The sequence below is a fragment of the Olsenella sp. An270 genome (assembly GCF_002159735.1).
Classification (GTDB): Bacteria; Actinomycetota; Coriobacteriia; order Coriobacteriales; family Atopobiaceae; genus Thermophilibacter.
Genome location: NZ_NFJF01000006.1, coordinates 79922 through 93583 on the forward strand (window position 1 = coordinate 79922; position 13662 = coordinate 93583).

General features: G+C 69.0%; 10 protein-coding genes and 1 riboswitch. Of the genes, 7 read left to right on the forward strand and 3 right to left on the reverse strand.

Translation table 11 applies throughout. The features are described 5' to 3' along the window. Nucleotides 1–273: 273 nt before the first annotated feature. Nucleotides 274–1071, reverse strand: a complete 798-nt coding sequence (locus B5F73_RS07545) for an HAD-IIB family hydrolase (protein ID WP_158094782.1) — start codon at nucleotides 1069–1071, stop codon at nucleotides 274–276. A gap of 109 nt (nucleotides 1072–1180) precedes the next feature. On the opposite strand from B5F73_RS07545, the gene B5F73_RS07550 reads away from it, so the two are divergent. Then, nucleotides 1181–2545, forward strand: a complete 1365-nt coding sequence (locus B5F73_RS07550) for a PFL family protein (RefSeq protein ID WP_087227641.1) — start codon at nucleotides 1181–1183, stop codon at nucleotides 2543–2545. A 20-nt stretch (nucleotides 2546–2565) separates the two neighbouring features. Here B5F73_RS07550 and murB read toward each other — a convergent pair whose 3' ends face one another. Further along, complete coding sequence (murB, locus tag B5F73_RS07555) at nucleotides 2566–3489, reverse strand: UDP-N-acetylmuramate dehydrogenase (protein ID WP_087227642.1); 924 nt, start codon at nucleotides 3487–3489, stop codon at nucleotides 2566–2568. Nucleotides 3490–3564: 75 nt separating this feature from the next. Then, nucleotides 3565–3709, forward strand: a riboswitch (FMN riboswitch). A 5-nt stretch (nucleotides 3710–3714) separates the two neighbouring features. On the opposite strand from murB, the gene B5F73_RS07560 reads away from it, so the two are divergent. The 6 genes from B5F73_RS07560 (at nucleotide 3715) to B5F73_RS07585 (ending at nucleotide 13289) form a co-directional block, all read left to right on the forward strand. Next, a complete protein-coding gene (locus B5F73_RS07560; protein ID WP_087227643.1) occupies nucleotides 3715–4296 on the forward strand; it encodes an ECF transporter S component in 582 nt (193 codons plus the stop codon). Nucleotides 4297–4314: 18 nt separating this feature from the next. Then, nucleotides 4315–6039, forward strand: a complete 1725-nt coding sequence (locus tag B5F73_RS07565) for an energy-coupling factor transporter ATPase (protein ID WP_087227644.1) — start codon at nucleotides 4315–4317, stop codon at nucleotides 6037–6039. Continuing rightward, a complete protein-coding gene (locus B5F73_RS07570) occupies nucleotides 6039–6845 on the forward strand; it encodes an energy-coupling factor transporter transmembrane component T (RefSeq protein ID WP_087227645.1) in 807 nt (268 codons plus the stop codon). The genes B5F73_RS07565 and B5F73_RS07570 overlap by 1 nt, the downstream gene beginning before the upstream one ends. A gap of 320 nt (nucleotides 6846–7165) precedes the next feature. Then, the gene (locus tag B5F73_RS07575; RefSeq protein ID WP_087227646.1) at nucleotides 7166–10912 is read left to right on the forward strand and encodes a phosphoribosylformylglycinamidine synthase; all 3747 of its coding nucleotides are present in this window, start codon (nucleotides 7166–7168) and stop codon (nucleotides 10910–10912) included. A gap of 135 nt (nucleotides 10913–11047) precedes the next feature. Next, nucleotides 11048–12019: a DMT family transporter gene (locus B5F73_RS07580; protein ID WP_239379839.1), complete on the forward strand. Its 972-nt coding sequence runs from the start codon at nucleotides 11048–11050 to the stop codon at nucleotides 12017–12019. Nucleotides 12020–12053: 34 nt separating this feature from the next. Next, nucleotides 12054–13289: a serpin family protein gene (locus B5F73_RS07585; RefSeq protein ID WP_087227647.1), complete on the forward strand. Its 1236-nt coding sequence runs from the start codon at nucleotides 12054–12056 to the stop codon at nucleotides 13287–13289. 138 nt (nucleotides 13290–13427) lie between these two features. Here B5F73_RS07585 and B5F73_RS09410 read toward each other — a convergent pair whose 3' ends face one another. Continuing rightward, entirely contained in the window at nucleotides 13428–13601 is a 174-nt protein-coding gene (locus B5F73_RS09410; protein ID WP_158094783.1) for a hypothetical protein, read from the reverse strand. Nucleotides 13602–13662 lie beyond the last annotated feature (61 nt).

Consider the following 13662-nt stretch of genomic DNA (forward strand, 5'->3'; position numbering starts at 1 on the left):
CCGGGACACGGGGCGGCTCTCGCCGCCCCCCGTGTCCAAAACCGTCTCTCGTGCTACATTTCTCCGCGTTTGAAATCAAAATGCCCGCTCGTGTAGCACGATTTTCGCTCAAATCCGATTTTTTGTTTTAAAGTTGATTTTGCGAGCTGGGAAAATGCTCCACAACGTCATTCATGTCGCCTCAAAAGCCAAAATCTACGCTGCACGAACGCCACTTTTGATCAGCGAAAGGGCGTTTATGCCGCACGAAGAGACGTTTTATGCAGCGTCGGCCTAGATTAGGCCAAAGTGACGCAGCGCGGTAACGACACCGTCGTCGCGAACGTCGTCGGTCACGTAGTCCGCGTGCGCCTTGACGGCGTCACGGGCATTGCCCATGACCACGGCGGTGTCGGCGATGCTCAGAATCTCAAGATCGTTCTCCGAGTCGCCGAAGGCGTAGACGTGCGCAGGCAGGAAGGGCAGCGCCTCGAGCAGCGCGCGACCGCCCACGCCCTTGCTGGTGCCGGGAATCGTGAGCTCGTGGTTGCCATCGGCCACGTTGAGGTAGGTGTAGGAGCTCATGAGGTAGTCGCTGGCCAGGCAGACGTCCAGGCTCTCGTCGGTGAAGTTCGCCTTGCCGAAGACCATCGGGGCGCCCGAACGCTCGTATTCCTCGAGGGAGGGGATGTCCTCGTAGCCGGGGAGGTGGTCCAGGCCCACACGAAGCGCCGCGGTCCCGTAGGTCCCCTCGAAGGCGGCCTCCATGCCGATCCGGCGCATCTCGTCGACGGTCGCCGCCAGCGTGTCCGGGGCGATCGTACGGTCGTAGATGACCTCGTCGTCATAGATGACGTGCGTTCCGTCGAGCGTCACGTATCCCGAGAAGGGGAGGTGCTCGAGGTCGGAGAGGTTGACGATGCTGCGGCCGGAGCACACCACCGCCACGTTGCCCGCCGCCACAAAGGCGCGGATCGCGTCCTCCACGCGCGGGGTGGGGTTGACGTGCAGGCCTTCGTTGAAGTCACGACACGTGAGCGTGCCGTCCACGTCAAAGAACGCGACCACGGGGCCCTGATTCTTGTTGGCCACTGCTCCTCCTCCGTCGGGGCTTTCCGTGACCGAGCATACCGTATCGCCCGCCGCGCGAGGCTCTTCTATAATGGGCACCTGAATTCGCCCGCACGTCGAAAGGCCCGCCGTGGACATCACCCCGCAGGAAGTCGCCGAGACCATCTCGATGGTCGCCGAGCAGAATCTCGACCTTCGCACCATCACGATGGGCATCTCGCTCGCCGGATGCGCCGACGAGGACATGGGCCGCATGTGCGACAAGGTCTATGACCGCATCACGCACACGGCGGAGCACCTCGTCGAGACCGCGGAGGACCTGGAGGCCGAGTACGGCATCCCCATTGCCAACAAGCGCGTCTCGGTGACGCCGATCACGCAGGTCGCCGCCGGCTGCGCCGACGAGGACCTCTCCCCGCTCGCCCACGCCATGGACCGCGCGGCCGAGTCCCTGGGCATCGACTTCATGGGCGGCTTCTCCGCGCTCGTCCAGAAGGGCATGGGCGCCACGGACCGCAAGCTCATCGCCAGCGTCCCCGAGGCGCTGGCCACCACCGACCGCGTGTGCTCCTCGCTCAACATCGCCTCCACGCGCGCCGGCATCAACATGGACGCCGTGCTGCTCTCCGCCGAGACCATCTTCGAGTGCGCGCGCCGCACGGTCGACATCGACTGCTACGGCGCGGCCAAGTTCGTCGTCTTTGCCAACATGGTCGAGGACTCGCCGTTCATGGCAGGCGCCGTGCACGGCTCCGGCGAGGCGGACGCGGTCATCAACGTGGGCGTCTCCGGCCCGGGCGTCATGGCCGCCGCCCTGGCCGAGCTTCCGGAGTCCGCGAGCCTCATGGACGTTGCCGAGAAGATCAAGCAGACCGCCTTCAAGATCACGCGCGCCGGCGAGCTCATGAGCCGCGAAGCCAGCCGCCGCCTGGGCGTGGAGAAGGGCATCGTGGACCTGTCGCTCGCGCCGACCCCGGCCGCCGGCGACTCCGTTGCCCGCATCCTGGAGATCATCGGCGTGGGCGAGTGCGGCGGCCCCGGTACCACCTGCGCGCTCGCGCTCCTGAACGACGCCGTCAAGAAGGGCGGCGTCATGGCCTCCTCCAGCGTGGGAGGCCTGTCCGGCGCGTTCATCCCCGTCTCCGAGGACGCCGGCATGATCCGCGCGGCCGTGGACGGCGCGCTCAGCCTCGAGAAGCTCGAGGCCATGACCTGCGTGTGCTCCGTGGGCCTGGACATGATCGCCGTGCCCGGCGACACCTCCGTGGAGACCATCGCCGGCATCATCGCCGACGAGATGGCCATCGGCGTCATCAACACCAAGACCACGGCGGTGCGCCTCATTCCGGCAATCGGCTGCGAGGAGGGCGACATGCTCGAGTTTGGCGGCCTCTTCGGCTCCGCGCCGGTCATGCCCGTCAACAAGTTCGCGGGCAGCGTCTTCGCGCACCGCGGCGGCCGCTTCCCGGCCCCGCTCAACTCGCTGAAGAACTAGCGGGGAGCCACGCCCGCAGCCTATCCCAGGAAGCGCACCTCGGGCTCCAGGTGCACGCCAAACTGGCGCTCCACCTCGTCCTGGACGTGCTCAATCACGGCGTGAACGTCGGCGGCGGTGGCGCCACCCGTGTTCACCACAAATCCGGCGTGCTTGCGGGAGACCTCGGCGCCGCCCACGCGATAGCCCTGCAGGCCCACGTCCATGATGAGCTTGCCGGCAAAATGGCCCTCGGGCCGCTTGAACGTGGAGCCCGCGCTCGCCATCTCGAGCGGCTGCTTCTCCTCGCGCTGGCGCATGAGGTCGTCCATCTTGGCACGGATCTTCTCGGGGTCGCCCTTCTCGAGGTCGAACGTTGCGGAGAGGACCACCAGCCCGTCCGTCGCCACGCGGCTGCGGCGATAGCCCAGGTCGAGGTCGTCCACGCCGATCGTCTCCTGCGAGCCGTCCGGCATGAGCACGCGCACGCACTTGAGCACGTCGGCCACGCACCCGCCGTAGGCACCCGCGTTCATGAAGCACGCACCGCCGACCGACCCCGGGATCCCGCAGGCAAATTCCAGGCCGGAGAGCCCCAGCTCGCATGCCATCTCGGAGGCCTCACGCAGGTCGACGCCGGCCTGGCACGTCATCTCTGTGCCGTCCACGCTGACGCCCATGAGGCCCTCGCCCACGGCGACGATCACGCCGCGATAGCCCTCGTCGGAGACCAGCAGGTCGGAGCCGCGGCCCAGCACGAAGCGCGCCACGCCCGCCTCGTCGCAGGCGCTGATGACGTCGCGCAGCTCGTCAAAGCTCTCGGGGATGACGTAGAGGTCCGCAGGACCGCCCACCGCAAACGTCGTGTGCTCGCTCATGGGCTCGTCGACGAGGACGTTCTCCTCGCCCACGATGGCGCGCAGCCGCCACTCGAGGGGCTCGCGGGCGCTCTCGCTCTCAGGCATGTCGACCTTTCCACGGGTTTTTGGTCACGTCCAAGTATAGTCGGTTCTTCTCGCCGAGAAGTGATACGCTACGGGGGTCAGTTTCAGGGCGGGGTGAAAGTCCCCACTGGCGGTGACGGGCGGCCGTGAGCGGCGCCCCCAGTCCGCGACCCGCGAAAAGGCGGCTGACCCGGTGCGACTCCGGGACCAACGGTCACAGTCCGGACGGAAGAAACGGAGGCCATCATGGCCGTTTCCACGCGTACGCACGCATCGCACGACACCCACTCCACGACCTCGGGCGGCTCCTGGTCCACGCGTCGCATCGCCACGACGGCGCTGCTCTGCGCGCTGGCGTTCGTCCTCACGTTCGTCGAGGTCCCCATCTTCCCGCCCGCCCCGTGGCTCATGTACGACCCCTCCGGCATCGTCGCCTTTGTTGCCGCGCTCGTGTACGGGCCGGCCACCGGCGTGATCGTGACCGTGCTGCCGTGGGTGCTCAAGACGCTCTTCTCGTTCAACGTGTGGGGCCACCTCATGGCGATCCTCGCCGGCGTGGCGCTCTGCGTGCCGGCCGCCCTCGTCGCGCGGCGCCTGGGCGGCGCGCGCGGCCTGGCGGCGGGCATGGTGGTCGGCGGCGTGGTCTCGCTCGCCGCGTGCGTCCTGGGCAACATCGTCGTGACGCCGCTCTACACCGCGGTCTCCACGGCCGAGGTCGTCGCTATGATCGTGCCAATCCTGCTGCCGTTCAACCTCCTCAAGATCGTCCTCAACTGCGTCGTGACGGCGCTGGTGCAGCGGCCGGTCTCCGCGCTGGTCAGCCGTTAGGCATCAGGCGAGAAGGACGTGGCACCTTCGCAGGACACGCTCGTGCGGCTCTCGCACGTGAGCCTCTTCTACGAGGGGGGCGTCACCGCGCTCGACGACGTCTCCCTCGAGCTCGCGCGCGGCGAGCGCCTCTGCGTGCTCGGAGCCAACGGCTCGGGCAAGTCCACGCTGGCGTCCGTGATCTGCGGGCTGCTCGCGCCCGACGAGGGCGAGGTCGAGCTCGTCGGCGAGCGCGTGTGCGCGGGCGGCCGACCCGACCTCGAGGCGTACCGCCGCGCGCGGCGCTCGCTCGGGCTGGTGTTCCAGAACCCGGACGACCAGATCGTGACGAGCGTCGTGGAGGACGACGTTGCCTTCGGGCCGGAGAACCTGGGGCTGCCGCGCGACGAAATCGCCCTTCGCGTGGCCCGCGAGCTGCATCGCGTTGCCATGGACGACTACGCGCACGCCGACCCCTCGCGCCTCTCCGGCGGGCAGCGCCAGCGCGTCTGCATCGCCGGTGCGCTGGCGATGGAACCCGCGGTGCTTGTGCTCGACGAGCCGGGGTCGCTCCTTGACGTCCGAGGGCGCGCCGCGATCCTGCGCGTGATGGGGCGGCTCGCCGCGGCGGGCACCACCCTCGTCCACGTGACCCACTTCATGGAGGAGGCCCTCGAGGCCGACCGCGTGATCGTGCTCGACCACGGCCGCGTGGCGCTCGCGGGCGCGCCGGAGGAGGTCTTCGCCCAGGACGAGAAGATCGCAGGGCTGGGGCTGGAGGTCCCGTTCGCCGCACGCCTCTCCGAACGGCTGGGCCTGCCCCGGACCTGCGACGAGGCCGCCCTGGTGGATGCTCTGTGTGAGACGAAGGGGACGGGTTCGTTTGTCTCATCTACCCAGGCGAGCAAGACGCATGAGCCCGCTCGCCCTGCCTCACCCATCCTGCAGGTCGAGCACGCGTCCTTCTCGTACGGGCCGCGTTCGCACGCTCTCGGGGACGTCTCGCTCGAGATTGCCGCCGGCACCTCCACGGCGATCGTCGGCCAGACGGGCTCGGGCAAGTCCACGCTGCTGCGGCTGCTCTGCGGCCTCGAGGCGCCCGACGAGGGGCGCGTCCTCGTGGACGGCAGCGACACCGCGAGGCGGCGCGGGCGCAGGGCCGCCCGCTCGCTCGTCGGCTACGTCATGCAGCACCCCGAGCGCCAGCTCTTCGCCGAGACGGTCGAGAGGGACGTGGCGTTTGGCCCGCGCAACCTCCGCCTCCCGGCGGACGAGGTCGAGCGGCGTGTGACGCGCGCCCTCGAGCTGGTGGGCCTCGCCGACAGGCGCGACGCCTCCCCGTTCAAGCTCTCCGGCGGGCAGCGCCGCCTCTGCGCGCTCGCCGGCGTCCTCGCCATGGAGCCGCGTGTGCTCGTGCTCGACGAGCCCACCGCGGGCCTGGACCCGAGGGGCCGCGCGATGCTGCGGGGCGTGCTCGGGCGCCTGCGCGAGCTCGGCGTCACGCTCGTCCAGGTCACGCACTCGATGGAGGACGCCGCCCGCGCCGACCGCGTGGTCGCACTCGACCAGGGACGCCTCGTCGCCGACGGCACCCCCGCAGAGGTCTTCTCGGCGGCAAACGAGCGCCGTCTCGACGAGGGAGGGCTCGGCATCCCCCGCGCGCTGCGCGTGGCGCGCGAGCTCGAGCGACGCGGCTGGCCCTCGCTCGGCGACCCCCTCACCACCGACGACCTCGTCGCCGCGATCCGAGGGGGCGAGGCCTGATGGCGCTGCGCATAGAGATCGGCCAGTACTACGCCGTGGACTCCCCCGTCCACGCGCTCGACGCCCGCGTGAAGCTCTGCTGCGCGCTGGTCGCGCTGGTCGCCGTCTTCTGCTCCGCCAACGCGACCCAGCTCGGCGCCTCCGCGGCATTCACCCTCGGCGTCCTTGTCGCCGCGCGCGTCCCGGGCGGGCGCGTGATCGCCTCCGTCCGCCCGCTCGTTGCCTTCCTTGCCGTGCTCTCGCTCTTCAACCTCGTCTTCGTACGGACCGGCGAGCCGCTCGCGACCCTGGGGCCGCTCACCGTCACGACCGGCGGCGCCTGGGCAGCGGTCCTGTACACCGCGCGCTTTGCCGTCGCGCTCGTGCTCGGCTCGCTCGTCCTGCTCACCACGACGCCCACCCGCCTCGCCGACGCCCTCGACTCCCTGCTCTCCCCGCTCTCGCGCGTGGGCCTGCCCGGCCATGAGATCGCCATGGTCTTCTCGCTCATGCTGCGCTTCGTCCCCATGCTCGCCGACGAGGCCTCCGCGATCATGGACGCCCAGGCGCTGCGCGGCGGCGGTCTCGACGAGGGGGGGCCGGCGCAGCGCGTCCGCTCGATCGCGCCCGTGGTGGTGGCGCTGCTTGCCAGCGGCCTGCGCCATGCCGACGGCCTCGCCCGCGCCCTCGACGCCCGCTGCTACGAGGGCGGGTCCGGACGCACCCACTTCCATGAGCAGCCCCTCGCCCGCCGCGACGCCGTCGCCGCGCTCGTCACCGTCATGTTCGTCGCCGCCCTCGCGCTGCTGGGCGCGCTGCCCGGCTGACAGCGTCGAGCGACCGGCGCGAAGAATCTGCCTCCAAACCCGACTTCTGAACAGTCCCGCCCCATCCGAGGACGATTTATCAAACACTGAATCTAATCCACCTGCGGAAACGACACCGAAGGCGGGTCGGCCGAGCGAACGACCCCAGAAAACTGTTCAGAAGTCGGTTTCGAAGGCAGGTTGCTCCGAAAGTGCCCGCGAAGAGCGCAGTTTTATCGAGTCGGCACGCCTGCGCCCGGAACCCGTCGCGTGCACGCCGCGTTTGCCGTAGAATGGAAGACGCTATGGTCATGACCCCGAAACACCGGAGGTAGCAGCGCATGGTCTCTCGCATCTACGTGGAGAAGAAGCCGGGCTTTGACGTGGAGGCGCAGCAGCTCAGAGCCGAGCTCACGAACGTCGTCTCCGAGGGGCTGGCGCCCGACGCGCGCCTGCGCATCGTCAACCGCTACGACGTGGAGGGCCTGGGCGACGAGCTCTTCGAGCGCTGCGTGCCCGTGGTCTTCTCCGAGCCGCAGGTGGACGTCACCTCGCGAGAGCTCCCCGCAGACGCAGACGCCGCCGACGTGCGCGTCTTCGCCGTGGAGGCGCTGCCCGGACAGTTTGACCAGCGCGCCGACTCCGCCGCGGAGTGCGTGCAGCTCATCTCCCAGGGCGAGCGCCCCACCGTGCGCTGCGCCAAGGTCTACGTGATCGAGGGCGCCTGCACCGACGAGGCGCTCGCGGCCATCAAGCACTACGTGATCAACCCCGTCGAGGCGCGCGAGGCGAGCCTCGAGGAGCGCGCCACGCTGCGCCAGAGCTACCCCGAGCCGGCCGACGTCGAGGTGCTGGACGGCTTCCTCGAGCTGGACGACAAGGGCCTCCAGGCCATGATCGACGACCTGGGCCTGGCCATGGACCTCGCCGACATCACGTTCTGCCAGAGCTACTTCACGGGCGAGGGCCGCGTGCCCACGATCACCGAGATCCGCATGATCGACACCTACTGGTCGGACCACTGCCGCCACACCACCTTTGGCACGACCCTCGAGCACCTGCAGTTTGACGACAAGGTCGTGGCAGCCGCCTTCGAGCGCTACCTCGAGATGCGCCGCGAGCTCGGCCGCGAGGAGAAGCCGGTCACGCTCATGGACATGGGCACGATCGGCGCCAAGTACCTCAAGCACACCGGCCAGCTCAAGAACCTCGACGAGTCCGAGGAGATCAACGCCTGCACCGTAAAGGTCACCGTTGACGTGAACGGCGAGGACCAGGACTGGCTCTTCCTCTTCAAGAACGAGACCCACAACCACCCCACCGAGATCGAGCCCTTTGGCGGCGCAGCCACCTGCATCGGCGGCGCCATCCGCGACCCGCTCTCCGGACGCAGCTACGTCTACCAGGCCATGCGCGTCACCGGCGCGGCCGACCCCACGGTCCCCGTGTCCCAGACCATGGAGGGCAAGCTCCCGCAGCGCAAGCTCGTGACCACCGCCGCGGCCGGCTACTCCAGCTACGGCAACCAGATCGGCCTGGCCACCGGCCAGGTCAGCGAGCTCTACCACCCCGGCTACGTGGCAAAGCGCATGGAGATCGGCGCCGTCGTGGGCGCCACCCCGGCCTCCCACGTCCGTCGCGAGTGCCCCGCGCCGGGCGACAAGATCGTGCTTCTCGGCGGGCGCACCGGCCGCGACGGCATCGGCGGCGCCACCGGCTCCTCCAAGGCCCACAACGTCGAGTCCCTCGAGAAGGACGGCGCGGAGGTCCAGAAGGGCAACCCGCCCATCGAGCGCAAGCTCCAACGCCTCTTCCGCCGCGAGGACGCGTGCCGCCTGATCAAGCGCTGCAACGACTTCGGCGCGGGCGGCGTCTCCGTGGCCATCGGCGAGCTGGCCGACGGCCTGGACATCGACCTCGACCTCGTGCCCAAGAAGTACGAGGGCCTCGACGGCACCGAGCTCGCCATCTCCGAGTCCCAGGAGCGCATGGCCGTGGCGCTGGCGCCCGAGGACGTGGACGAGTTCATGGGCTACGCCCGCGAGGAGAACCTCGAGGCCACGGTCGTTGCCACGGTCACCGAGGAGCCCCGTCTGCGCATGAGCTGGCGCGGCAAGACGATCGTGGACGTGAGCCGCGAGTTCCTCGCCTCCAACGGTGCGCCCAAGTCCACCTCGGTGCGCGTGACCGCGCCCGCCGAGTACGAGCGCACCTGGACCGGCGACACCCTCGCCGAGAAGATGCGCTCCCTCGTGACCGACCTCAACGTGGCCTCCAACAAGGGCCTCTCCGAGCGCTTTGACTCCACGATCGGCGCCGCCACCGTGCTCATGCCCTTCGGCGGTCGCACGCAGCTCACGCCGCCCATGGCCATGGTCGCCAAGCTCCCCGTTGACGGCGAGACCACCACGTGCTCCGGCATGGCCTGGGGCTTCAACCCCTACCTCATGAGCGCCAACTGCTACACCGGCGCCTACCTCTCCGTCGTCGAGTCCGTGAGCCGCATGGTCGCCGCGGGCTTTGACCATGAGGACCTCTACCTCACGTTCCAGGAGTACTTCGAGCGCCTGCGCGACGTCCCCGCCCGCTGGGGCAAGCCCACTGCGGCCCTGCTCGGCGCCCTCATGGCGCAGGTCGACCTGGGCATCGCCTCCATCGGCGGCAAGGACTCCATGTCCGGCAGCTTCGAGGACCTGGACGTGCCGCCCACGCTCGTCTCCTTTGCCACGGGCCTCGGCCACGTGGACCGCGTGACGTCCCCCGAGTTCAAGGGCGCCGGTCACCGCGTCGCGGTGCTCGTCCCCGACTACGCCGACGACGGCCTCACGCCCGACCCCGCGGCCCTTCTCGACACCTATCGCCTGGTCGAGGGCCTGATTGAGCGCGGCGAGGCGCTCGCCGTCTCCACGCTGGGCTACGGCGGCGTCGCCGAGGCTGCGTTCAAGATGTGCGTGGGCAACCGCCTGGGCATCGAGGTCGCGCCCGCCTTTGGCGCCGACGCGCTCTTCTGCCCCTCCTACGGCAGCTTCCTCGTGGAGCTCTCCGACGACGCGGTCCAGCCCGAGATTCCCGCCAGCGTCACGGCCTCGCTCTTTGGCACCACCACCGAGGCCTACGAGCTCGTCGCCGAGGGCGAGCGTATCGACCTCGCCGAGCTCCAGGATGCTTGGGAGGGCGCGCTCGAGGGCGTCTTCCCGTATCGTGCTGAAGGCGAGAAGGTCGAGGCGGTCTCGTTCGACGTGGCAAGCGCGGGCGTCTCCCGTCCCACCCCGGCGGTCCACGTCGCCCGCCCGCGCGTCATCATTCCCGTGTTCCCGGGCACCAACTGCGAGTACGACACCGCGCACGCCTTCGAGCGCGCCGGCGCCGTGGCGGACGTCTTCGTCATCAACAACCTCACGCCCGAGGCCGTGGCCGAGAGCACCCACGAGCTGGCGCGTCGCATCCGCGAGAGCCAGATCGTCATGATCCCCGGCGGCTTCTCCGGCGGCGACGAGCCCGAGGGCTCGGCCAAGTTCATCACCGCGTTCTTCCGCGCGCCCGAGGTCACCGAGGCGGTGCGCGACCTGCTGCAGGCCCGCGACGGCCTCATGCTTGGCATCTGCAACGGCTTCCAGGCGCTGGTGAAGCTCGGCCTGGTCCCGTTCGGTGACATCGTCGAGGCCACGCCCGACGCCCCCACGCTCACGTTCAACACCATCGGCCGTCACCAGAGCCGCCTGGTGCGCACGCGCGTGACGTCCAACCTGAGCCCCTGGCTCTCCAAGTGCGAGGTCGGCGACGTCCACAACATCGCGATCTCCCACGGCGAGGGCCGCTTCGTCGCCTCGCCCGAGACGGTGCGCGAGCTCGTGGCCGCGGGTCAGGTCGCCACCCAGTACGTGGACGAGAACGGCGTGCCGGGCATGGCGCTCGACGTCAACCCCAACGGCTCCGTCCTGGCCATCGAGGGCATCACCTCGCCGGACGGCCGCGTGCTGGGCAAGATGGGCCACACCGAGCGCTCCGGGGCCGGGCTCTACAAGAACGTGCCGGGCAACGCGTACCAGCCCCTGATTGAAGGCGGCGTGAGCTACTTCACCGAGTAGACGCAAACGCAAGGGTGGCCGCCCCGACTTTCACGCAGGAACTGCGCTTCGCGGAAGATTCCTGCTTAGAAAGTCGGGGCGGCCTGCTTCTGACACATTATTCACGCAGCACAAGCGCCGCCTGAGGAGCTGGACGTGATTGCTGAAAAGGAGAACAGACCATTCATCGCCACGACGCCGGGGGTGGTGCTGGCGTGTCTGGCGTCGTGCTTTCTGTGGGGGTCGGCGTTCCCGTGCGTGAAGATCGGCTACGAGCTGTTTGGGATTGACGCCGCCGACGTGCCGTCCATCCTCGCGTTCGCGGGCACGCGCTTCGTGATCGCGGGCCTCATGGTCGTCGCGGGCATGAGCGTGGCACGGCGACGGGCGTTCGTGCCGGAGCGCCGCGACCTGCCGTACGTGGGCGCGCTCGCAATCTTCCAGACGATCCTTCAGTACATCCTCTTCTACGTGGGCCTGGCCAACTGCGCGGGCGTGACGAGCTCGATCCTGGAGGCGAGCAACTCGTTTCTCTGCGTCCTGCTGGCCGCCCTCGTGTTCCGCTTCGAGCGGCTCACGAGCCGCAAGGTCCTGGGCTGCGTCATCGGCTTTGCCGGCGTGGTGCTGGTGAACGTTGCCGGGGAGACGGGAGGCTTCAGCTTCACGCTCGCGGGCGAGGGCATGGTGCTCGCGTCCACCGTCGCCGCCGCCACGTCGAGCAACCTCGCCAAGCTCTTCTCGCGCGACCACGATCCCGTGCTGCTCTCCGGATGGCAGTTCGTCCTCGGCGGCGCGGTGCTGCTCGCGGCGGGGCTCGCCCTCGGCGGGCACGTCGCCCCGGCCGACGCCACGAACCCGCTCCCCGCGCTCGCGCTTCTCGCCTACCTGGGCTTCATTTCCGCGGGTGCCTACTCGCTGTGGTCGCTCGCGCTGGCCGCGAACCCCGTCTCGCGCGTCGCGGTCTTTGGCTTCATGAACCCGGTCTTTGGCGTGCTGCTCTCCGCCGTCCTGCTCGGCGAGGCCGACGTGGTGAGCCCCGCGGTCGCCGCCGGCGCGCTCGTGCTGGTGAGCGCGGGCATCGTGGTCGTCAACCGACGCGAGGGCAGGGCGCGCCGCGCGGACGGGTAGGATAGGGGCAAGCTTCCCGACGAAGGGAGACGCCATGTCCCGTCGCATGCTCGGAATCGCCGCATCCGCCCTTGTCGCCGTCTCGCTGCTCGCTGGATGCGCCGGCAGCAGCAATCTCACGGCAACGGAGCTCACCGCGGGCACGTCGCCCGCGAGCTCCGGCTCCCTCGAGGTCGGCGAAGGCTCGGATACCTACGACTTTGCCCTCGGCCTGCTGCGCGAGAGCGCCGACGAGAAGAACACGCTCGTCTCCCCTCTCTCGGTCCTGTCCGCGCTCGCGATGGCCGAGAGCGGCGCCAGCGGTGAGACCCTGGCCCAGATGGAGCAGGCCACGGGCATGGGCGCGGACGAGCTCGCGGACATGCTGCAGGCCTACGGCGCGCTTGCCGGCGACGGTCCGCTCAGGACCGCCAACTCCGTCTGGCTGCGCGACTCCGACGGCCTTTCCGTCGAGGACGACTTCCTCGTGACGTGCGGCGAGCGCCTCGGCGCGCAGGTCTTCTCGGCACCCTTCGACGACTCCACCGTGGCAGACGTCAACGCCTGGGTGAGCGAGAAGACCGACGAGATGATTCCGCAGATGCTGAGCCAGATCTCCGACAGCGCGCAGGTCCTGCTCGTGAACGCCCTCGCCTTCGACGGCGGCTGGGAGGACCCGTTTGACTCCGCGCTGGTCTCACCCGATACGTTCACCTGCGAGGACGGCACCGAGCAAGACGTCACGATGATGCACTCCGCGGAGGACAGCTACCTGGAGGGCGAGTTGGCGACCGGCTTTGTCAAGCCGTACGAGGACTACGACTACGCCTTCGTGGGCCTGCTGCCCGCCGAGGGCGTGAGCGTGGAAGAGCTGCTCGCAAGCCTTGACGGTGACGCGCTGGAGGAGCTGCTCACGCCCGTGGCGGGCGCCGCCGCGGAGATCGGGCTGCCCAAGTTCACGTCCAGCTACGAGGCGGAGCTCTCGGACGCACTGCGATCGCTCGGCATGACGGACGCCTTTGACGCGACGCGCGCGGACTTCTCGCGCATGGGCACCTCCGAGCAGGGTCCGCTCTACGTGGGCAGCGTGCTGCACAAGACGTTCGTCGACGTCAACGAGGAGGGCACGCGCGCCGCGGCGGCCACGACCGTCTCCATGGACGGCGCTGCCGCCCCCGGCGGCCCGGTCGAGTACCACGAAGTCATCCTCGACCGGCCCTTCGTCTACCTCATCGTGGACCTGCGCTGCGACCTGCCGGTCTTTATCGGCACCTACATGGGCACGGAGTAGGTCTCGCGCATTGTCTGGGTACTTTTTTCCGCACCACGGAAGTATTCGATCGACTGGGCGCCATATTTCTGCAGGTAGAAAAATGGTACAGACGAGACCGTACTTCACCACCTCTCAAAAAAGTACCCAGACAATGAATCAGCGGGCCGGACGGCGGTGCGTGAGATGCCAGCCGCCACAGTACGGGCACTCGTAGACGAAGATCTTGGGCGCGTCCTTGCGGCGGGAGCTCTTCTCCGCCGCCTTCCGGGCGTCGACGCGCGTCTCGTAGCGCTTCTTGCGCCCGCATGCCCTGAACTCCTGCTCGTCCATCGCACCTCCCCGTCTCCCTTGGGGAACATTATGCGACGCTGGCGCATGTAATGGACAAGGA